The 20,437-nt window shown below is 65.2% G+C and carries 22 protein-coding genes; 13 read left to right on the top strand and 9 right to left on the bottom strand.

Going from position 1 to position 20,437, the window contains the following annotated elements; genetic code table 11:
- Nucleotides 1-6: 6 nt before the first annotated feature.
- Nucleotides 7-2,121: a transketolase gene (tkt, locus tag AOT87_RS06500; RefSeq protein WP_109394815.1), complete on the bottom strand. Its 2,115-nt coding sequence runs from the start codon at nucleotides 2,119-2,121 to the stop codon at nucleotides 7-9.
- A gap of 218 nt (nucleotides 2,122-2,339) precedes the next feature.
- On the opposite strand from tkt, the gene AOT87_RS06495 reads away from it, so the two are divergent.
- Complete coding sequence (locus tag AOT87_RS06495; RefSeq protein ID WP_057967986.1) at nucleotides 2,340-3,278, top strand: heme o synthase; 939 nt, start codon at nucleotides 2,340-2,342, stop codon at nucleotides 3,276-3,278.
- Here the strand turns inward: AOT87_RS06495 and AOT87_RS06490 are convergent.
- Entirely contained in the window at nucleotides 3,267-4,244 is a 978-nt protein-coding gene (locus tag AOT87_RS06490) for a quinone oxidoreductase (protein ID WP_057967987.1), read from the bottom strand. The two genes, AOT87_RS06495 and AOT87_RS06490, sit on opposite strands and share 12 nt — an antisense overlap.
- Before the next feature lie 33 nt (nucleotides 4,245-4,277).
- On the opposite strand from AOT87_RS06490, the gene AOT87_RS06485 reads away from it, so the two are divergent.
- On the top strand, nucleotides 4,278-4,610 hold the full coding sequence (locus tag AOT87_RS06485; RefSeq protein WP_030093482.1) for a hypothetical protein: 333 nt from the start codon (nucleotides 4,278-4,280) through the stop codon (nucleotides 4,608-4,610).
- A complete protein-coding gene (locus tag AOT87_RS06480; RefSeq protein ID WP_030093481.1) occupies nucleotides 4,592-5,557 on the top strand; it encodes a hypothetical protein in 966 nt (321 codons plus the stop codon). The genes AOT87_RS06485 and AOT87_RS06480 overlap by 19 nt, the downstream gene beginning before the upstream one ends.
- On the opposite strand, the gene AOT87_RS06475 is transcribed toward AOT87_RS06480, so the two are convergent.
- The gene (locus tag AOT87_RS06475; protein ID WP_057967988.1) at nucleotides 5,510-6,496 is read right to left on the bottom strand and encodes a COX15/CtaA family protein; all 987 of its coding nucleotides are present in this window, start codon (nucleotides 6,494-6,496) and stop codon (nucleotides 5,510-5,512) included. The two genes, AOT87_RS06480 and AOT87_RS06475, sit on opposite strands and share 48 nt — an antisense overlap.
- 191 nt (nucleotides 6,497-6,687) lie before the next feature.
- Between AOT87_RS06475 and AOT87_RS06470 the strand changes: the two genes are divergently transcribed.
- From AOT87_RS06470 to AOT87_RS06460, 3 genes are all read left to right on the top strand, one after another.
- On the top strand, nucleotides 6,688-7,761 hold the full coding sequence (locus tag AOT87_RS06470) for an oxygenase MpaB family protein (protein WP_030093479.1): 1,074 nt from the start codon (nucleotides 6,688-6,690) through the stop codon (nucleotides 7,759-7,761).
- A 17-nt stretch (nucleotides 7,762-7,778) separates the two neighbouring features.
- Nucleotides 7,779-7,994 (top strand): hypothetical protein, encoded by a 216-nt coding sequence (locus AOT87_RS06465; RefSeq protein ID WP_324612977.1) that lies wholly within the window; start codon nucleotides 7,779-7,781, stop codon nucleotides 7,992-7,994.
- Between the two features lie 114 nt (nucleotides 7,995-8,108).
- Nucleotides 8,109-8,657: a TetR/AcrR family transcriptional regulator gene (locus AOT87_RS06460; protein ID WP_232785662.1), complete on the top strand. Its 549-nt coding sequence runs from the start codon at nucleotides 8,109-8,111 to the stop codon at nucleotides 8,655-8,657.
- 36 nt (nucleotides 8,658-8,693) lie between these two features.
- Here AOT87_RS06460 and AOT87_RS06455 read toward each other — a convergent pair whose 3' ends face one another.
- The 5 genes from AOT87_RS06455 to mptB are packed head-to-tail and all read right to left on the bottom strand — an operon-like array spanning nucleotide 8,694 to nucleotide 13,263.
- Nucleotides 8,694-9,137, bottom strand: a complete 444-nt coding sequence (locus tag AOT87_RS06455) for a nuclear transport factor 2 family protein (RefSeq protein ID WP_030093476.1) — start codon at nucleotides 9,135-9,137, stop codon at nucleotides 8,694-8,696.
- 23 nt (nucleotides 9,138-9,160) lie between these two features.
- A complete protein-coding gene (locus AOT87_RS06450; RefSeq protein WP_057969090.1) occupies nucleotides 9,161-9,820 on the bottom strand; it encodes a DUF899 family protein in 660 nt (219 codons plus the stop codon).
- 38 nt (nucleotides 9,821-9,858) lie between these two features.
- On the bottom strand, nucleotides 9,859-10,653 hold the full coding sequence (locus AOT87_RS06445) for an ABC transporter permease (RefSeq protein ID WP_030093474.1): 795 nt from the start codon (nucleotides 10,651-10,653) through the stop codon (nucleotides 9,859-9,861).
- A complete protein-coding gene (locus AOT87_RS06440) occupies nucleotides 10,650-11,549 on the bottom strand; it encodes an ABC transporter ATP-binding protein (protein ID WP_044103927.1) in 900 nt (299 codons plus the stop codon). Before AOT87_RS06440 ends, AOT87_RS06445 begins: the two co-directional genes overlap by 4 nt.
- Nucleotides 11,491-13,263 carry a polyprenol phosphomannose-dependent alpha 1,6 mannosyltransferase MptB gene (mptB, locus tag AOT87_RS06435; protein WP_057969103.1) on the bottom strand — a complete coding sequence of 591 codons (1,773 nt, stop codon included), beginning with the start codon at nucleotides 13,261-13,263 and terminating at the stop codon, nucleotides 11,491-11,493. Before mptB ends, AOT87_RS06440 begins: the two co-directional genes overlap by 59 nt.
- A gap of 133 nt (nucleotides 13,264-13,396) precedes the next feature.
- Between mptB and AOT87_RS06430 the strand changes: the two genes are divergently transcribed.
- From AOT87_RS06430 to AOT87_RS06400, 7 genes are read left to right on the top strand one after another with little or no spacing between them, the layout of a single operon-like run.
- On the top strand, nucleotides 13,397-14,179 hold the full coding sequence (locus AOT87_RS06430) for a metalloregulator ArsR/SmtB family transcription factor (RefSeq protein ID WP_044103926.1): 783 nt from the start codon (nucleotides 13,397-13,399) through the stop codon (nucleotides 14,177-14,179).
- Nucleotides 14,176-15,603: a Fe-S cluster assembly protein SufB gene (sufB, locus tag AOT87_RS06425; RefSeq protein ID WP_030093470.1), complete on the top strand. Its 1,428-nt coding sequence runs from the start codon at nucleotides 14,176-14,178 to the stop codon at nucleotides 15,601-15,603. The genes AOT87_RS06430 and sufB overlap by 4 nt, the downstream gene beginning before the upstream one ends.
- A 3-nt stretch (nucleotides 15,604-15,606) precedes the next feature.
- Nucleotides 15,607-16,773, top strand: coding sequence for a Fe-S cluster assembly protein SufD (sufD, locus tag AOT87_RS06420; protein WP_057969089.1), 1,167 nt, complete (start codon nucleotides 15,607-15,609; stop codon nucleotides 16,771-16,773).
- 15 nt (nucleotides 16,774-16,788) lie between these two features.
- Nucleotides 16,789-17,553: a Fe-S cluster assembly ATPase SufC gene (gene sufC, locus AOT87_RS06415; protein ID WP_046253847.1), complete on the top strand. Its 765-nt coding sequence runs from the start codon at nucleotides 16,789-16,791 to the stop codon at nucleotides 17,551-17,553.
- A 2-nt stretch (nucleotides 17,554-17,555) separates the two neighbouring features.
- On the top strand, nucleotides 17,556-18,839 hold the full coding sequence (locus tag AOT87_RS06410) for a cysteine desulfurase (protein ID WP_057969088.1): 1,284 nt from the start codon (nucleotides 17,556-17,558) through the stop codon (nucleotides 18,837-18,839).
- A complete protein-coding gene (gene sufU / locus AOT87_RS06405; protein ID WP_044103925.1) occupies nucleotides 18,836-19,303 on the top strand; it encodes a Fe-S cluster assembly sulfur transfer protein SufU in 468 nt (155 codons plus the stop codon). Before AOT87_RS06410 ends, sufU begins: the two co-directional genes overlap by 4 nt.
- Nucleotides 19,300-19,644, top strand: a complete 345-nt coding sequence (locus AOT87_RS06400) for a metal-sulfur cluster assembly factor (protein WP_030093465.1) — start codon at nucleotides 19,300-19,302, stop codon at nucleotides 19,642-19,644. The genes sufU and AOT87_RS06400 overlap by 4 nt, the downstream gene beginning before the upstream one ends.
- Here the strand turns inward: AOT87_RS06400 and AOT87_RS06395 are convergent.
- Nucleotides 19,641-20,408 carry a DUF5666 domain-containing protein gene (locus AOT87_RS06395; protein WP_057969087.1) on the bottom strand — a complete coding sequence of 256 codons (768 nt, stop codon included), beginning with the start codon at nucleotides 20,406-20,408 and terminating at the stop codon, nucleotides 19,641-19,643. The two genes, AOT87_RS06400 and AOT87_RS06395, sit on opposite strands and share 4 nt — an antisense overlap.
- Nucleotides 20,409-20,437: the final 29 nt, after the last annotated feature.

The raw sequence follows: 20,437 nt of genomic DNA, 5'->3' as shown, positions 1-20,437 counted from the left end.
TCGGGGTTATTGAGCTGCTGCGATGGACCTTTCGGCGGCCGCAGCCACTGCATCCGGGGTGAAGCCGAACTCACGGAACAAGGTCTTGTCGTCAGCGGAAGCTCCGAAGTGCTCCAGTGAGACGATTTGACCGGCGTCGCCGACGAACTTGTACCAGCCTTGCGCGATGCCGGCTTCCACGGACACCCGGGCACGCACCGACGGCGGCAGCACGCTGTCGCGGTATTCCTGGGGCTGGGACTCGAACCATTCCACACAGGGGAACGACACCACGGAGGCCGTAATTCCCTTGGCGGCAAGGATCTTCTTGGCCTCGACGGCGAGCTGCAGTTCCGAGCCCGTGCCGATGAGGATCACATCGGGCTGGCCATCGGTTGCCTCCAGCACGTAGCCGCCCTTGGCCACACCCTCGCGGCTGGTGCCTTCCAGGATCGGCACACCCTGGCGGGTGAGCGCCAAACCGACTGGGCCGGTGCTGGATTGGCGCTCCAGGACGGTCGCCCAAGCGTAGGCGGTTTCGTTCGCGTCACCGGGGCGCACCACCGAGAGGTTGGGGATGGCGCGCAGGGCGGCCAGGTGCTCCACCGGCTGGTGGGTGGGGCCATCCTCGCCGAGACCGATCGAGTCGTGTGTCCACACGTAGATCGGATCGATGTTCATCAAAGCCGCCAGGCGCACCGCGGGCCGCATGTAGTCGGCGAACTGCAGGAACGTTCCGCCGTACGCGCGGGTGGGGCCATGCAGCACGATGCCGGACAGGATCGACCCCATCGCATGCTCGCGGATGCCGAAATGCAGTGTGCGGCCATATGGTTGGGCATTCCAGTCCGATGTCGCGATGGACGTTGGGCCGAAGGAATCGGCGCCCTTAATGGTGGTGTTGTTGCTGCCCGCGAGGTCCGCGGAGCCACCCCACAGCTCGGGAAGCTTGGCGCCGAGCGCTGACAGGGTGTCGCCGGACGCGGCGCGAGTAGCCACGCCCTTGGAGCCGGGTTCCCAGGACGGCAGGTCGGCGTCCCAGCCCTCGGGCAGGGTGCGCGCCTCCAGTCGGTCCAGCAGTGCCTTGCGCTCGGGCTCGCGGGCGGCCCAGGCGTCAAAATCCTTGTCCCACTCCGCATGTGCTTGCTTGCCGCGCTGCACGAGCTCGCGGGTGTGGGCGATGACCTCTGGGGCCACGTCGAAGGATTTCTCCGGATCGAAGCCCAGAATTTTCTTGGTGGCGGCCACCTCGTCAGCCCCCAGCGCCGAGCCGTGCACGCCGCCGGTGTTCATCTTGGTGGGAGCGGGGTAGCCGATGATCGTGCGCAGCGCGATGAACGACGGGCGGTCGGTGACCGCACGGGCGTTGGCCAGTGCTTCCTCGATGCCGGTGACGTTCTCACCACTGATGACGGTCTGCACATGCCAGCCGTACGCTTCGTAGCGCGCGGGGGTGTCCTCGCTCAGTGCGATCTTGGTGTCGTGCTCGATGGAGATCTCGTTGTCGTCCCAGATGACGATGAGGTTCCCGAGCTGTTGGGTACCGGCCAAGGAGGACGCTTCCGAGGTCACGCCCTCTTCGATGTCGCCGTCGGAGGCGATGACGTAGATGAAGTGGTCGAACGGGCTGGTCCCGGGCGCGGCGTCGGGGTCGAACAAGCCGCGCTCGTACCGAGAGGCCATCGCCATGCCAACCGCCGAGGCCAGGCCCTGGCCGAGCGGCCCGGTGGTGATCTCGACACCCTTGGTGTGGTGGTACTCGGGGTGACCGGGGGTCAACGAGCCCCAGGTGCGCAGTGCCTCGATATCGGAGAGTTCCAGGCCGAATCCGCCCAAGTACAGCTGCAGGTACAGAGTCAGGCTGCTGTGCCCACAGGACAGCACGAACCGGTCGCGCCCGATCCAGGAGGGGTCACTGGGATCGTGGCGCAGCTGACGCTGGAAAAGCGTGTATGCCACGGGTGCCAGGCTCATCGCGGTGCCGGGGTGGCCATTGCCGACCTTCTGCACGGCATCGGCGGCCAGCACCCGTGCGGTGTCTACCGCACGCGAGTCCAGGTCTGTCCAGTCATCCGGGTGGTCGGCCCGGGTGAGGGTTGGGATATCGGTCGGGATCTCGTCGATCGCGGTCACGGGGCCCATCGTAGTGCTGCCGATTTCCCGCCGCTGCCTCACGGCCGGGTCACGCCGTCTAGGCAATGTGATAGTCCGGTGGCGGACAACCTATGTTCACCTCCGGGGGCCGACCTTGGTTGTCGACGCGCGACCCTGGCGGTCTACCATCGTGTGTAGTAGAGCGCTCAGTGCCGCGGGTCGGCTGGCTCACCGGATAATTACCCAGGAGGATCAGCGCGGTGCGGATGCGAGAGACGCAAGGCGCGCGTGCTCGCGGCCCGTTCCTTTCGACAATCCTCGCCTACGTGGCGCTGACCAAGCCCAGGGTCATCGAGCTGCTGCTGGTCACCACGATCCCCGCGATGCTGCTGGCCGACCGCGGTCACGTGAATCCGCTGTTGATCCTGAACACGCTGCTCGGCGGCATCATGGCGGCGGCCAGCGCCAACACGCTGAACTGCGTGGCCGATGCCGATATCGACAAGGTCATGAAGCGCACCGCGCGGCGGCCGCTGGCGACATCGACGGTCACCACGCGCAACGCCCTGACCTTCGGGATCGTGCTCGGCGTGGGGGCTTTCGCCTGGCTATGGTGGACTGCCAACCTGCTGTCCGGCGTGCTCGCCGTCGCCACCATCGCCTTCTACGTGTTCATCTACACGCTGGTGCTCAAGCGCCGCACCGCGCAGAACGTGGTGTGGGGTGGGGCGGCCGGGTGCATGCCGGTGATGATCGGGTGGTCGGCGGTCACCGGCACCATTGAGTGGCCGGCGGTGGTGATGTTCCTGATCATCTTCTTCTGGACTCCGCCGCACACCTGGGCGCTGGCCATGCGCTACAAGGAGGATTACCGGGCTGCGGGGGTCCCGATGCTGCCCGTGATCGCCACCGAGGAGAAGGTCACCCGGCTGATCCTCATCTACACCTGGCTGACGGTGCTGGCCACGCTGGCACTCGCGCTGGCCGCAGGTGTCATCTACGCCGCGGTCGCGTTCCTGGCCGGGGTCTGGTTCCTGGCGATGGCGCACCAGCTGTACTCGGGTGTGCGCAAGGGGCAGCCGATCAAACCGCTGCGGTTGTTCCTGCAGTCCAACAACTACCTGGCCGTGGTCTTCTGCGCCCTGGCGGTCGACTCGGTGGTCGGCTGGCCGCTGTTGTTCAGCAATGGGCTGCTAGGGCACTAGGACGACCGACCCGGTGGTCTTGCGTGCCTCCAGGTCGATGTGGGCCTGGGCGGCCTGCTCCAGCGGATAGCTGGCTCCGACGGTGATCTTCAATGTCCCGCGCGACACCAGGTCCAAGACCTCATCGGCGCGCCAGGCGAATTCTGCCGGGGTGCGGATGAAATGCCCCATGGTCGGTCGGGTCAGCACAGCCGACTTCGCGGTGAGGCGCTGCGGGTCGAAGGGCGGCACCTGGCCACTGGCCGCGCCGTACAGGGCGATCAGGCCACGCACCCGGACTGCCGCCAGGCTTGCCTCGAAGGTCGACTTGCCGACGCCGTCGTAGGCGACCGCGACACCCTCACCCGAGGTCAGCTCGAGGATCTTCTCGGCGAATTCCGCCGGATCTGTGGGATCCGGGTAGGGCAGCACCTCGGCGGCACCGGCCTCGCGGGACAGTTTCTCCTTGGCCGCGCTCGACACGGTCGTGATGACCCTGACCCCGCGATGGGACGCCCACTGGGTCAGCAGCAAGCCCATTCCGCCGGCTCCGGCGTGCACCAGCACGGTGTCACCAGCGGCGACGGGGTACACCGAGGTGAGCAGGTAATGGGCGGTGATGCCTTGAAGCAGGGCGCTCGCGGCAACCTCCGAAGACAGGCCCTCGGGCACTTTTGCGGTGTAATCGGCTGGTGCGGTGGTCGATTCGGCGTACCCCCAGGCGGCCACGGGGCTGGCGGCCCGGTCGCCAGGGGCAAGGTGTTCGACACCCTCACCCACCGCGCTTACCACTCCGGTGACCTCGGATCCCGGAATGTGGGGGAGCGGGGCGGCGTAGCTGCCGTTACGCAGATAGATATCGCGGAAGTTGACCCCCACCGCGTCGACGTCGATGAGTACCTCGCCGGGGCCCGGTGTCGGAGCTGTCTTTTCGACGAGGGTGAGCACTTCGGGTCCGCCGGTCACCGGCACTTCGATGGCGCGCATGGGTACCAGTATCCAGGCACGTACGCTCTATACATGACCGATGAAGCCCAGCCCGCCGACAAGCAGCGGAAGGTGTCCGTTCCGTCGACCGTGCATCGCGCACTGACGGCGTTCGTGAAGGCGCATCACATGCCCACCAAGGCAGTGCTGCAGCCCATCGGGCAGGCGGGTGTTCGCATCACCCTGGTCGGCGCCGACGGAATCCTCGGCGATCAGGTGGTTACCGACCTGGCGACCGCGCACGCCGCCGTGGAGGCCGTCGAAGGCATCGAGGCCGTTGAGGAGTGGGACCGCGAGCTGGTCAGTACCGCCACCCCGGCACCGGGCCACGCCAAGAAGATGGCCGGGTGGGTCGCCCGGACGTAAGGCTGGGACGGCCGGATATCTTCCATCCGCGCATCGTTCTGGCCGGCTGCCCCCAACTCGTCTCCGGTGACGGTGACGACGCTGAACTTGTTGCCGCACTGCGTGTTCGTGACCTACACGCGCGTTGGCTGTCCTGGGATGACCCGGAGACCGCGCAAGCCGATTTGGTGATCCTGCGCGCTACCTGGGACTACCCCGAACGCCTCGATGAGTTCCTGCGATGGGCCGGGTCGATGCGCAACCTGCTCAACCCACTGCCGGTGGTGCGCTGGAACACCGACAAGCGTTACCTGAATGATCTTGCCGCAGCTGGTATTCCGACGGTTCCGAGTACCTTCTTCGCACCCGACGAGCCCGTCGTGCTGCCCGACGGCGAACTGGTGATCAAGCCCGCGGTGGCCGGAGGCTCGCGCGGCGCGGGGCGTTTCACGTGCCCGGAAGCCGCCCGTGATCATGCCGAGGCGCTGCAGGACGAGGGCCGCACCGTTCTCATCCAGCCCTACGACCCTCGAGTCGACGTGCACGGCGAAACGGCGTTGGTCTTCCTCAACGGCGAACCGTCCCATGCGTTTACCAAGGGCGCGCTACTACCTCCGCCGGGTGCTGCCGCCGAGGTCGACGAGTCGGGCCTGTTCCACTCCGAGCGGTTGGCGCCGGTGAAACCGTCCTCGGCGCTGTGGAAGTTCGGCGCTTCGGCATTGGCTGCCGCGGCCACCAAATCCGGCATCGCCATGGCCGAGCTGCTGTATGCGCGTGTCGACGTGATCGGTGGAGTGCACGACGACGACCCACGGCTGTTGGAGCTGGAATTGGTTGAGCCGTCTCTGGGCTGGCGTCAGCTGGAGACCGAAGAGCGCGATCTGGCGCAACGAAAGTTCGTAATCGGTGTTGACGAGGCGTTAGAGCGTTTGGGCCTGGGCCCGCTGGGGCAGCACCGACGCGGCTAGCGCCGGGGTGGTCAGCGCCGCCCAGAGAGCGGCGGTGGCCGCGGTGCACGCTGCCGCACCTGCGACGTGGACGGCGACGAGCACGGCTGGCACGCCGGTGTAGAACTGCACCACACCCACGAATCCCTGCGCCAGGGTGAGCGCCAGCAATGCCGTGAAGCGCACCCAGATAGGCCGGGTCACGCCGACGGCCGCGAGCCCGAATCCCAGCCCCACCAGCAGCGCCAGGTAGGCGATGAGCAGTGTGCCGTGCAGATGCACCAGCGTGGTGATTTCCACCTGTAGCCGGGGCACTACGCGCGTGACGCTTTTGTCGCCGGCATGTGGCCCTGCTCCGGTTACCAGCGTTCCGGCCACCAGGACGGCGGCCAGGGTCACGCCGATCAGCGCGGTCAGGCGGCGCAACGGTGCGGGCGGCGGGGGCACCATCGGAAAGTCGGAGACGACGTCGGGCTCACCGATCTTCACGTAGAGCAGCGTGGCCAGCCACACCATGCCCATCGACACCAGCAGATGGATCGCAACCGTCCACCACAGCAGGCCGGTCAATACGGTGATGCCACCGATGACAGCCTGCAGCACGGTCGAGGCCGGCATCAGCCAGGCGTACACGAGCACCTCGTGGCGGCGGCGCGCACGTGTTACCGCAAGGACGGCCAACGCGGCGGTGATCACCACCAGGAAACTGATCATCCGGTTGCCGAATTCGACGGCCTGGTGGATGCGGGGCACTTCGGCGACGGCGACCGGGGTGAAACTTCCGGGGAAGCACTGCGGCCAGGTCGGGCATCCGAGGCCCGAGGCGGTGACCCGAACCACGGCGCCGGTCACAGCGATTCCGCCCTGGGTCAGCACGACCGCCGCGGCGATGAGTCGCTGCGTGCGCAGGCTCGGCATCGGCAGCAGATCGACTACCCGCAAAAACGCCCGATATAACACGCGATGAGTCTATGCCACCGCCAACTACGCATTGTAGTAATCACTGCCGATCCGGTGCTGGCGAGGGGTTCGGGCAGATGGATCGACCAGTTGGCGCTTGTCCTCTTGACGTAAGCAGTCCCGTGATGAATCCTACGCTGTGTATGAAATTCCTACATCACGTAGGAATTCGGCGCAGAGGGAGCGGGCCTGTGAGTGTGATCCGGGATTGGCTGTCACTACCGAAGGTTGAACCTGCTGAGGACTACGGCTTCTTCGGCCCCGAATCGGTCTCCTGGCGTGTGTGGAGCTACCCGACGTCGCTGTCCATCGGATTTCAGCGTGCCGTGGTGATCGAGGAACTTGACCCCGGATTGATCGCGGCCGTGGACAAGACGCACGAGATCTATTCGAGGCCACGGACTCGTTACGACCGAACGCTGCGGTACTTCGCGATGGTGGCCTTTGACGACAGCAGGTCTACAGCCAAGGCCGCTGATGTGCTGGTGAAGATTCATTCCAAGGCCATCGGCGTCGATCCCGTCACCGGCGAGAACTACGACGCGAATAATCCCGAATCGCAGTTGTGGATCCACCTGACAGCCTGGCATTCGATTCTTCTTGCCTACGAGAAGTACGGCCCAGGGCGGCTCTCCCGCAACGAAGAAACGCAGTTCTGGAGTGAATGCGCCCGTGCCGCGGAACTGCAGACGTGCGATCCGGGTGATATCCCCCGAACACGTGAGGGGGTAGGCGAGTACTTCGAAAAGATGCGGCCACAGCTCATCGGCTCGGACATCGCGAGGCAGGCGATGCGGCACCTGCTCAGCGCGGAGGTCATGCTGCCGCCGATGCCGCTGCTGTTGCGGCCCTTCACCAGGGTGATCACCTGGTTTTTGCGCCGGGGCACCTTGGCGACCATGCCTCGGTGGATGCGGGAGATGTCCGGGCTAAGCGTTGCGCCCCTGCTTGACGCGGCCATCGTGCCACCGATAAGCGCCGCGTTCACCGCGATCAGCATGAGTAAGCGGCTGCAATTGATCCTGCTCCGCCTGATCTCGCCGGCCACTGTGCCCATCGGCGCCCGTGTTCTGCTGTCGGTACCGCCGAAAAGCTCGATAACCATGACGCCCAGGGAGGCTCAGGAACTTTACGGCTACGAGATTCCGAGCCGGGCGCATCGAGAACTCCGGGAAAGGCAGCAGGCCCGCGTGTTCGGAGAGGGACAGCCTCCCAGCGACGAGGGAATTAGAGAGTCCGAGCCGATTCTCGGCACCGTTGGATGATTCGGAAGGAACACACCGTGATTAAGGACCTGCTCGACCGTCGCCTCAGCATCCGCCAGCTTGTCTATCTGGCGCTAGTCATTGGATTGCCGTATGTGGTGATCGGGTTTGTCTGGGCCCTGACTCATCGGGGACACCTCGAACAACTCACCGGATTGGACAAGCTCTTCTCTATGCTGGGAGAAATCGTCGCCTGGCCGGTGCTCATCATCGCCAACGTGTATCTGCAATAGCCGGGCCAGCCGTAGGAGGACACCGTCACTGCGCCGCCAGCCTCGACGAATCCGCGCACCCGGGCCGAACATCTCGGACCGGAACGGCGGCGGGCGCACGTCCTGGATACCGCCTTGCAGATCACCGCTGAACAGGGCGTGGCGAATGTGACGATGGCTGCCATCGCCACGCGCATGGGTGTCACCCGCCCCGTTGTGTATGCCTGCTACAACGGGCGAAATGAAGTGCTGACGCAACTGCTGGAACGCGAAACGCGGCTGGCGCTCGCCAGCCTCCGGGCAATCCTTCCGCCCCAGCGGACGGGCTCCGTTGAGCAGATGTTCGTCGACGGATTCGCAGCTCTGCTCGGCGACGTTGCCGCGCGCCCTGCCTCGTGGCAGATCATCGCCGCAGCGCAGTCGGATCCTGTTCTTGCCGAAGCTATTTCGCAGGGCCGGGCGCAGATTCGGACACAGATCTGCGAAGTCATGCGGCCTCTGCTGCAGCGGTGGCAGGTTCGTGACGTCGATTTTGTTTTGCCGCCGCTGGTTGAAACCCTCCTGGCGATCAGTGAGGGGGCCATACGGTTGATGCTCAGCCCCGAAACACGATGGTCCGCAACGGACCTGGCCGATATCGTCGGTCGGGCCGCGTATCGGGCGTTGCGAGCCACTCCTCGCTGACGGGTCGCCGGCGGCAAAAGTGGGCCCACCCGCCGACTAGCCGAGTTTGCGGCTGATTCGCGGAAGTACGTAGTTGGAGTACGAGTACTTGCCGATGACCTTGCCGTGCACGTCAAAGTGAAAGACATCCAAGCCTTCCCAGCCAAATCGGGGGCAGAAAATGGCCACCAGGCGGGTCGCCAACCCAAGCAGTGGCGCGGGGGACCGGCGCCCGCGGATGTCATGTCGGCAGGTCCATCGGATGGTGGCCTTACGTGCGGCCGCGTCGATTATCCGGTCGTGCTCATCGAATGTCATCGCGCCATAGGCGCCCCGGAACTGGGGTTCGAATTCACGGCGAATGGCGGTGAGACCCACGTGGCGTGATCCATCCCCTGGCAGGTATTCGGCGTCCTCGGCGAAATGTTCCATCACCAGGTCGAGATCATTGGTGTTGAAGGCAGCCACGAAGCGATCCAGGGCTGCCGCGATATCTGCCATGGGGGGAGCGTACGGGGCCTTTGCTAGTACTCGTCGTGCAAGCGCCACCACTGATAGGGCGGCGTCTGCGGCCAGCCATCGGGGGAGTCCTCCCAATCTTCCTGACGGCCATAGGGTGTGAGGTCGAGCAGCGTGAAGTCCAGGCGCATCTTGTCCCCGCCCCGGTCCGTACTGAAGTAGGTTTGATACACAGTGTGGTCGTCGCGCAGAAACACGCTGATGCCGAATCCGCTCCCGGCGCCGCAATCCTCGGCGAAGGTCGTCTCACGGGATGACACGAACGGGAACGACCACTGCATGCGGTGCTTCAAGGCGTTGATTTGTGCATACGGCATGTCCGACACCGCCGCGAAGCTGGTCCCGCGGGCGTTCAGATGCTCGTGCCTGCCGATGTTGTCGCATACCGAGGCGCACCCGGAGCAGAAGTCGTCGGTACCGTTGTCCATGAACTGGTACACGATGAGCTGGTCGCGCCCGTCGAACAGATCCGGTAGTGACAGCTCGCCGCCGGGGCCGGTGAACGTGTAACCGCCGGGCATCGCGACCATCGGCATCCGGCGACGCCGAGCGGCCAGATCATCGAGGGCTCGCGTTGCGGCCTTCTCGTGGACCAACAACTCGGCGCTCGCTTCGAGCCACTTGTTACGGGAGGCAATCGGGGGCAGAGGCTTGGCATGGGACATACGGGTATAGACCGGTGGTAAGCCCCGATCTCATCGGCTCAGGTGAACCGGAACCAGCGCAGCGCACCGTATCCGGCGAGCGAGCCCCACACAGCGAGCACGGCGATCGCGAACCAGTCCACCGAAAGCGTCATGGCTGCGGCCAGTGCCTCCGAGAGCGCACCGGAGGGCGACAGCCGCGCCAAGAGCACCACGGAGTGGGGGATCGCATCGGTGGTGCGACCGTCCTCCAGGGTCAACGCGCCGAGTCCGGCGAAGATGAACCACAGCAGATTCGCCAGGGCGAGCACGATTTCCGCGCGCAGTGTGCCGCCGAGGAGCAGTCCCATCGCCGCGAATGTCGCGGTGCCGAGAGCGATGAGCACCGCGCCGAGGAGTAGTCCGACCGGATGCGGGCGCCAGCCCAGCGTGGCACCAATGGCGCCAATGACAGCGGCCTGCAGGACCACCACCGTCACCACCGCCAGCGCCTTGCCGGCGATGATGCCCCACACCGGTAATGCGGTGGCGCCCAGGCGTTTCAGTGCGCCGTAACGGCGATCGAACCCGACGGCGATGGCCTGCCCGGTGAAGGCGGTGGAGATGACCGCCAGCGCCATGATGGCGGGCACGAAGATGTCGGTACGCGAGCCGGGGAATTGGCCCAGCGGCAGCAAGGTCAGCCCGATGAGCAGTGTGATCGGGATGAACATGGTCAGCAGCAACTGCTCGCCGTTGCGCAGCAATAGCTTGAGCTCCAGCCAGAACTGCGCGAAGAGCATGGTGTGCACTGCGCTGGCACGCGGATCCGGCGTGAACGTTCCCGGGTCGAAACGGGGTGTGGTGTCGGTCATCGCAATTCCCTGCCGGTCAATTCCAGGAACACATCCTCGAGACTGCGTTTCTCCACGCGCAGGTCGGTGGTCAACACATCCATCCGGGCGCACCACGCGGTCACCGTCGCCAGTACCTGCGGATCGACCACGCCCTCGACGCGATACTCGCCGGGCGTAACCTCGGCCACCTTGTATCCCTCCGGCAGCGCCGAGGTGAGCAGGGTCAAGTCGAGTCGTGGTGGCGCCGAGAAGCGCAGCTGGTTCTCGGCGCCGGTTTGCATCAGTTCCGACGGTGTACCGGCCGCCACCACAGCACCGTGATCGATGATCATGAGCTGGTCGGCCAGTTCCTCGGCCTCCTTCATGTGATGCGTGGTCAGCACCACCGACACGCCGTCACGACGCAGGCAGTCGATGAGTTCCCACACCACCAACCTGGCATGGGCATCCATACCGGCTGTTGGCTCGTCGAGGAAGACCAGTTCGGGCCGGCCCACCAGTGCGCACGCCAGCGCGAGGCGCTGCTGCTGTCCTCCGGACAGCCGCCGATACGGAGTGCGGGCGGCGTCGGTCAACCCCAGCGTGTCTAGAAGCCATTGCGGGTCAAGGGGATTGGCTGAATATGAGGCGACAAGGCCGAGCATCTCGCTGGCGCGGGCGGTGGGGTAGGCGCCGCCGCCCTGCAGCATGACGCCGATACGCGCGCGCACCGCCGAGTTCTTCGCGACCGGATCCATGCCCAGCACCTCAACGGTGCCTTCGTCGGGATGCAGGAAGCCCTCGCACAGTTCGACGGTCGTTGTCTTTCCGGCGCCGTTGGGGCCGAGCAGCGCGAAGACCTGGGCCTGCTCTACCTCAAGGTCGAGGCTGTGGAGTGCTGTCGTTGTCCCGTATCGCTTCGTCACCGACCGCATCCGCACCGGCGGCGCGGTCCTTGTCGGTGGTTGCGTCACGGTCAGTCAGCGTAAGCGGCGCGTCTTTGTCGCCGTTAGGCAGCCGACGCCACGGCAGATAGTCGTGCGTGATAGCGATGACCAGTAGCGCGATGATCGCGCTGGCCACGGTGGCGTCGATGATCTGGAACAGGGCGAATCTGTCACCGTTGGCGGTGGGCCCGAAAATGCCCACGAGCAGGGTGATGCCGATGGCCGTCCCGCGGAATGCGGGGCGGGTGGCCCACGCGGCCAGCGGAATGATCGCCCACAGCAGGTACCAGGGCTGGACGACCGGAAACAGCAACACGGTGATGCCCAGGGCGACACCGAGCCCGCCGACGGGGTGCAGGCGCCCCCGCAGCACCGCGAGCAGCAGCCACGACACCGCGATACCGATGATGCCGATACCGATGCCGCGGGTCAGGGACAGGATCGCGGTGGTGTGATCGCCGAGGCCGAGCAGGATGCCGACTTGCCCGGTGCCCAGCGCGACGAGCGTGGGCGGAGACATCCAGCTGCGGACGGCGTTGGCGGTGCCGAGTGTGAACACCCAGCCGAACCCGAGTCCGCTGGCGAATCCGATGAGAACCGTGCAGGCGCCGGTGATGGTGCCCAGTAATGCTCCGGCCTGGAAGAGCCCGCGCACGCCGCCGCCCCACCGGCGCGCCAGCGCCATGCCGACGAATCCCAGCGCTAACAGCGAAGGCAGCTTGACCTGTGATGACGCGGTAATCAGCACCGTGCCGGCCAGCAGATTGGCCAGCGGTACCCAGGTCGCCCATTCGGTACGCACCCCGATGAGGGGGCGTGTCGAGTCGACACCGCGCATGGCCAGCTCGGTGCCGGCCAGCATCAGGCCCAGCATGAGCGCTTCATTGTGGATTCCGGCGACCAGATGCATTAGCAGCAGCGGATTCGCGGCGCCGAGCCACAGCGCGCTGACTTCTGCGACGCCGCAGCGCTGGGCCAAACGTGGTGTTGCCCAGATGATCAACAGCACACCGAGCAGTTCGACGATCCGATGGCACAGTGCTCCGGCGACGATGTCATCGCCGGTGAGCCGCGAGATGCCTTTGCCGATCCACAGAAACAAGGGACCGTAGGGGGCAGGTGTTTCTCGCCACATGCTGGGTACCGACAGCGTGAACACGTGATCCAGTCCGAGGGCGACCGCTGGTCCTTCGGTGTAGGGATCCTTGCCCAGGCGCGCTATCTGGCTCTGGGCCAAGTACGAATACACGTCCTTGGAGTACATCGGCGGCGCGATGAGCAGCGGCAGAATCCAGAGCAGCAGGGTCCGGTCCAGTTGGCCGCGGGACATCCTGCGCACCGGGCCTCTGGTTCCATCCGGACGCCCGTCCGGACCTTTGTTGCGCAGGCTGCCGATGGCGAATCGACCCAGCATCAGCCAGGCCAGCGTCATCATCACCGCGCCGGTTGTCGTCATCGTCAGTGACACCGTTTGAATGCGCGAGGGCAGGTTGAGTAGCCGAACACCGAAGATCGGGTCTTGGATCACCGGACGCGCGCCGGCGCCGAGTGCGCCAATCGCCATAAGGGCGGTTCCCGTCGCGCCGAACAGCCGAGTTCGGTTCATGGCGGTGAGCTCGCGCTCATTGAGCGGGGCCGAGGAACGTTCGTCATCATGCAGATGCGACAGCGACGAACTCAGCCACTGACCACGTACCGACACGCGAGCAGCGTATCGGCCCGTCGTGCCGGCTCCATGGAACCTGCCGGGCAGGGCCTGTCCGGCAGGCGCGGCGGCGATCAACATAGGTAACCCTTGCTAGACGTGGCATTCTGAATTGCGTCACACTGGTGTTGTGAAATTCGGCCAGCCCTCTGCGGTGGCGTCTGCTGCGGCGACGTCGCAGGTGCTGGACGCTGCCCCGGCCGTGTCTCATGACGGGCAGACACGGGTGGCCGTGGTGCGGCTGCTTATGGAGTCCGGGCCAGTCACCGCGGGTGAGATTGGCGAACGGCTCGGTCTTTCGCCCCAGGGTGTGCGTCGTCACCTCGACGCCTTGATCGAGGCCGGGGACGCCATCTCGAATCCGGCGGCCGCATGGCAGCACAACGGCAGAGGCCGCCCGGCCAAGCGGTTCCAGCTCACCGCGGACGGTCGCGCCAAGCTCAATCACGCCTACGACGACCTCGCGTCTGCCGCCATGCGTCAGCTGCGCGAGATCGGCGGCGACGATGCGGTGCGCGTGTTCGCGCGCCGTCGCATTGACTCGATCCTGAGCGATGTCGTCGCCGGTGGACCGTTTCACGACACCGAGGCCACGGTGAATCAATTGGCCGCGGCCCTGACCAAGGCCGGGTACGCAGCCAGTACCCAGCGGGTCGGTGGAGCCGGTGGACCCTCCAGCGGTGTGCAGATATGTCAGCATCACTGCCCGGTATCGCACGTGGCGGCCGAGTTCCCTGAACTCTGTGAGGCGGAACAGCAGGCCTTCGCCGAGGTGTTGGGAACACATGTACAGCGGCTCGCCACCATCGCCAACGGTGACTGTGCCTGTACGACGCATATTCCGCTGCACGTATCGACAACTCTGGCGCCCAGCCCCGCGTCAGATACAACGACCAGTAAGGAGTCACAATGACCCTCGAGCGTGAGGTGCTGACCCAGGACGAGACGATCGCGTCGCTGGGCAACTACGGCTATGGCTGGTCGGACTCCGATGCCGCGGGAGCTAGTGCGCAGCGCGGTCTGTCCGAGGCTGTGGTGCGTGACATCTCGGCGAAGAAGAGCGAGCCCGAGTGGATGCTCGATGTCCGCCTGAAGGCGCTGCGCACCTTCGACAAGAAGCCGATGCCCAACTGGGGATCGAACCTTGATGGCATCGATTTCGACAACATCAAGTACTTCGTGCGCTCTAGCGAGAAGCAGGCAGCCACCTGGGACGACCTGCCCGCTGACATCAAGAACACCTACGACCGCCTCGGTATCCCCGAAGCCGAGAAGCAGCGGCTGGTGTCCGGCGTCGCCGCACAGTACGAGTCGGAAGTCGTCTATCACTCGATCCGTGAGGACCTGGAGGCCCAGGGTGTGATATTCCTGGACACCGACTCGGGCCTGCGTGAACACCCGGAGATCTTCAAGGAGTACTTCGGCAGCGTCATCCCGGCTGGGGACAACAAGTTCTCCGCGCTCAACACCGCCGTGTGGTCGGGTGGCTCGTTCATCTATGTGCCACCGGGCGTGAAGGTCGATATCCCGCTGCAGGCCTACTTCCGCATCAACACCGAGAACATGGGCCAGTTCGAGCGCACGCTGATCATCGTCGACGAAGGTGCCTATGTGCACTACGTCGAGGGATGTACCGCACCGATCTACAAGTCCGATTCGTTGCACTCGGCCGTGGTGGAGATCATCGTGAAGGCCGGTGGGCGTTGCCGCTACACGACCATCCAGAACTGGTCCAACAACGTGTTCAACCTGGTCACCAAGCGTGCCCGGGCTGAGGCGGGGGCCACCATGGAATGGGTCGACGGCAACATCGGCTCCAAGGTCACCATGAAGTACCCGGCCGTGTGGATGACCGGTGAGCACGCCAAGGGTGAGGTGCTCTCGGTGGCCTTCGCGGGCGAGGGACAACACCAGGACACCGGCGCCAAGATGCTGCACCTAGCGCCGAACACGTCGAGCAATATCGTCTCCAAGTCGGTGGCGCGCGGCGGTGGGCGGGCCTCCTATCGGGGCCTGGTCCAGGTGAACAAGGGGGCGTACGGCTCCCGTTCAACCGTCAAATGCGATGCGCTGCTGGTCGACTCGGTCAGCCGCAGCGACACCTACCCCTACGTCGACATCCGCGAAGACGATGTCACGATGGGGCATGAGGCAACTGTCTCGAAGGTCAGCGACGATCAGCTGTTCTATCTGATGAGCCGCGGCATGACCGAGGACGAGGCGATGGCCATGGTGGTGCGCGGATTCGTGGAGCCCATCGCCAAGGAACTGCCGATGGAGTACGCGCTTGAGCTCAACCGTCTCATCGAGCTGCAAATGGAAGGCGCGGTCGGTTAAGGCATGTCGAATCTCACTGAAGCCGTAGAGGGTACGGCTGTCAACAAGGGTGAGCTGTTCAGCTCCTACGACGTCAGCGCATTCGAAGTGCCCGGCGGCCGTGACGAGCTCTGGCGCTTCACCCCGTTACGCCGGTTGCGTGGTCTGCACGACGGCAGCGCCACCGCGACCGCCGAGCCCACGGTGGCCGTCGCCGCTGTTGACGGTGTGACGGTCGAGACCGTGGACCGTGCCGATGAGCGGCTTGGCCGTGGCGGCGTCCCGTCGGATCGAGTTGCCGCACAGGCGTACTCGTCGTTCTCGAAGGCGACCGTCATTTCCGTCGGTAAGCAGGCGGTGGCCGCGGACCCGATTGAGATCACGGTGACCGGTCCCGGTGCCGGGCAGGTGGCTTACGGGCACACCCAGGTTCAGGCCGGCGAGCTTTCGGAATCGGTGGTGGTCATCGACTACCGGGGCAGCGGAACGTACGCCGAGAACGTCGAATTCGTGCTCGACGATGCCTCCCGGCTTACCGTCGTCTCGATCGCCGACTGGGCCGATGACGCGGTGCACGTCTGCGCACATCACGCCAAGCTCGGCAAAGACGCGGTACTGCGCCACATTGCGGTCACCCTGGGCGGCGATCTGGTCCGTCTCACCGGCACCGTCCGGTTCGGGGCGCCGGGGGGTGACGCCGAGTTGCTCGGTCTCTACTACGCCGACGACGGCCAGTTCTTCGAGCACCGGCTGCTGGTGGATCACGCTCAGCCCAACTGCCGCTCCCATGTCACGTACAAGGGTGCGCTGCAGGGTGATCCGGCTTCCGATAAGCCCGACGCGCACACGGTCTGGATCGGTGACGTGCTCATCCGCGCCGAGGCCACCGGAACCGACACCTTCGAACTGAACCGCAACCTGATCCTCACCGACGGCGCCCGGGCCGACTCCGTGCCCAACCTCGAAATCGAGACCGGTGAGATCGCCGGGGCCGGGCACGCCAGTGCCACCGGGCGATTCGATGACGAGCAGCTGTTCTACCTGCGCTCGCGCGGTATTGCCGAGGAGGATGCGCGCCGACTGGTGGTGCGCGGCTTCTTCCAGGACATTATTGGCCGGATCGGGATCGAGTCAGTGCGCGACCGCCTCACCGCGGCCGTCGAAAACGAACTCGCCCAGACCAACTCGTAGATAGAAAGCAACTCAATGACCACTCTGGAAATCAAGGACCTGCACGTCAGCATCTCGCCCAACGAGGGCGAGGCCATCGAGATCCTCAAGGGCGTCAACCTGACGGTGAACTCGGGGGAGACCCATGCGGTCATGGGCCCCAACGGTTCCGGGAAGTCCACGCTGTCCTATGCCATCGCCGGACACCCCAAGTACGAGGTGACCTCGGGGTCCATCACCCTCGATGGCCAGGACGTGCTGGAACTGTCCGTCGACGAACGCGCGCGTGCCGGTCTTTTCCTGGCCATGCAGTACCCGGTCGAGGTGCCCGGAGTCTCGATGTCGAACTTCCTGCGCACCGCCGCCACCGCCGTGCGCGGCGAGGCTCCGAAGCTGCGCCACTGGATCAAGGAAGTCAAGGAAGCGATGGGAGAGTTGGAGATCGACTCCGCCTTCGCCGAGCGCAGCGTGAACGAGGGCTTCTCGGGCGGCGAGAAGAAGCGCCACGAAATCCTGCAGCTGGGCCTGCTCAAGCCGAAGATCGCCATCCTGGATGAGACGGACTCCGGCCTTGATGTCGACGCCCTGCGGATTGTGTCCGAGGGCGTGAATCGCTACGCGGAGCGTGAGCACGGCGGCGTGCTGCTGATCACCCACTACACCCGGATTCTTCGTTACATCCAGCCACAGTTCGTGCATGTCTTCGTCGGCGGGCGCATCGTCGAGTCGGGCGGTCCTGAGCTGGCCGACGAGCTGGAGGAGAACGGCTACGTGCGCTTTACCCAAGCGGTGGGAGCCTGACCGTGACGGCCACGGTGCCGCTGGACACCACCCGGATCTCGGAGATCAGGGATGACTTCCCGATCCTGAGCCGGACGGTGCGTGGCGGTAAGCCGTTGGTGTACCTGGATTCCGGTGCGACCTCGCAGCGGCCCATCCAGGTTCTCGATGCCGAACGTGTCTTCCTCACCGAGCGCAACGCCGCGGTTCATCGCGGTGCACACCAGCTGGCCGAAGAAGCCACCGATGCGTACGAGGGCGCGCGGAACACCATCGCTCGTTTCGTGGGTGTCGATGACGGCGAGATCGTCTTCACCAAGAACGCCACCGAATCGCTCAACCTGGTGGCGTACACCCTCGGTGACAGCCGGTTCGACCGTGCGGTGGGCCCGGGCGACGAGGTCGTCGTCAGCGAGCTGGAGCATCACGCGAATCTTGTTCCCTGGCAGGAGCTTTGCCGCCGCACCGGGGCCACCTTGCGCTGGTACGGCGTCACCGATGACGGTCGCATCGATCTGGATTCACTGGAGCTCACGGGCGCCGTCAAGGTTGTCGCCTTCACACACCAGTCCAACGTGACGGGTGCGGTGGCTCCCGTTGCCGAGCTGGTGCGCCGCGCTAAATCTGTTGGTGCCCTTGTCGTGTTGGACGCCTGCCAGTCCGTCCCGCATATGCCGGTGAACTTCCGTGAACTGGGTGTCGACTACGCGGCGTTCTCAGGGCACAAGATGCTCGGCCCCTCGGGTGTCGGCGTGCTGTACGGCCGTCGCGAACTGTTGGAAGCCATGCCTCCGTTCATCACGGGTGGCTCCATGATCGAGACGGTGACCATGGAGGTCAGCACCTACGCGCCGCCGCCGCAGCGATTCGAGGCCGGTGTGCCGATGACCTCGCAGGTGGTCGGCCTTGGCGCTGCCGTTGACTACCTCAATGCGATTGGCATGGAAGCCGTTGCCGCGCATGAGTATCAGCTGGTATCGGCCGCGCTGGCCGGGCTCGGAAGTGTCGAGGGCGTTCGTATCGTCGGTCCCACGGAGAACGTCGACCGTGGTGGCGCGGTCTCCTTCGTGGTGGACGGAATCCACGCGCACGATCTGGGTCAGGTGCTCGACGACGAGGGTGTGGCGATACGGGTCGGGCACCACTGCGCCTGGCCGCTGCATCGACGCTTCGGTATCGCGGCGAGCGCCCGGGCGTCCTTCGCGGTCTACAACACCCTGGATGAAGTCGACCGATTGGTGGCAGGAGTCCGTCGCGCGCAGGAGTTTTTCCTGGGCGAGCGGAGCGACAGGGGATCGTTCCTGTGAGGCTTGAGCAGATGTACCAGGAAGTCATCCTGGATCACTACAAGCATCCGCATCATCGCGGGCTGCGTGAGCCGTTCGCGGCCGAGGTGCACCACGTGAACCCGACCTGCGGCGATGAGGTGACCCTGCGAGTCACCTTGGATGACAACAGAATCGCCGATGTGTCCTATGACGGACAGGGCTGCTCGATCAGTCAGGCCGCGACCTCGGTCCTGACGGATCAGGTGATCGGGCTGACTGTGGATGAGGCACTCAAGACGGTGGCCTCGTTCAACGAGATGATTTCCTCACGCGGCACCATCGACGGGGACGAGGATGTCATCGGTGACGGCGTCGCGTTCGCGGGAGTTTCGCGGTACCCGGCCCGTGTGAAGTGCGCGCTCCTAGGATGGATGGCATTCAAAGACGCTCTCGTGCAGGCAGACGCCGCGACCAGCGGCACTACTGAGAAGGTGAAGCGATGACCGAAGTGTCAGCGGAAGTGAAGCTTCTCGAAGATCTCGAAGAGGCAATGCGTGACGTTGTTGACCCCGAGCTGGGAATCAACGTCGTAGATCTGGGACTTGTGTACGGGCTCAACGTCGAAGAGGGCGAGAGCGGCAAAGTCGCCATGATCGACATGACGCTCACCTCGGCGGCATGCCCGCTGACCGATGTCATCGAGGACCAGTCGCGTAACGCGCTAGTGGGCGCCGGGCTGGTCAACGAGATCAAGATCAACTGGGTCTGGGTGCCGCCGTGGGGCCCGGACAAGATCACCGACGATGGTCGGGAGCAGCTCCGGGCCCTCGGCTTCACCGTCTAGTGCTGGTGGTGGCCTTCCTGGCCGCCTTCGCATGAGCCGTCCTTCGCGGCGCGAAGGGTGATCGTCGCGGCCTGAAGATTGCCCGATGCGTCGTCGGAGCCGTGTGCGGCGAGGCACTTGCCTGCGGCGATCGCGCTCTGGGCCGCCGGAGCACGCTTGGCATAGGCGGTGTCGTTGTTGACAGTCACCGTCTCCGCGGTGGCGGCTCCGCCGTTCGGGTCGGTGGCGGACACGGTGATGGTGTTTCCGCTGACGGCGGAGACTGTCCCGCGAACAGCCTGATGCTCGGGGCGTTTCTCCGATGTCGGGGCCGGGGAAGGCTCGGGTGAACCCTTCTTGTGTGCTGGTGCGCAGTTGCCGTCCTCGGCAGGCCAGATCATCACCCGGCGGGCCGTTGGCGGGTTGGAGTCCTGTTGTGCCATCGCGGCGATACAGCTTCCGGTGGTGACGTCGGTCAATTGCGCGGAAGTGATCTCGGAGACTTTCGTGGATTGACTGAATCCGACGGTCGCGGTGCCGTCCTTCTTGGTCACCTGGATGGTGCTGCCCGAAACCGAGGCGATGAGTCCGGCTACATGGTCCTTCCCGTTGCGTTCACCGTGGGGTGCGGCCGAGGACGTAGCCGGTGCCGATGAATTCGTGGACGCGCCGTTGGTGTTTGTAGGCGTGCCGCAGGCGGCCACCGAAAGCGCGGTGAGTCCGGCGAGTGCGAACAGTGCGCCGCGGGCGAGCCGTGGTGGGGCGGGTGTCTGGTGTGGGGACATCGGTGTTCTCCATGGTCGATGAATGGGAC

This window comes from Mycobacteroides sp. H003 (genome assembly GCF_001440135.1).
Taxonomy (GTDB): Bacteria; Actinomycetota; Actinomycetes; order Mycobacteriales; family Mycobacteriaceae; genus Mycobacterium; species Mycobacterium gwanakae.
The sequence above is the reverse complement of the archived record's forward strand: the minus strand, read 5'-3'. Positions and strand labels throughout refer to the sequence as shown.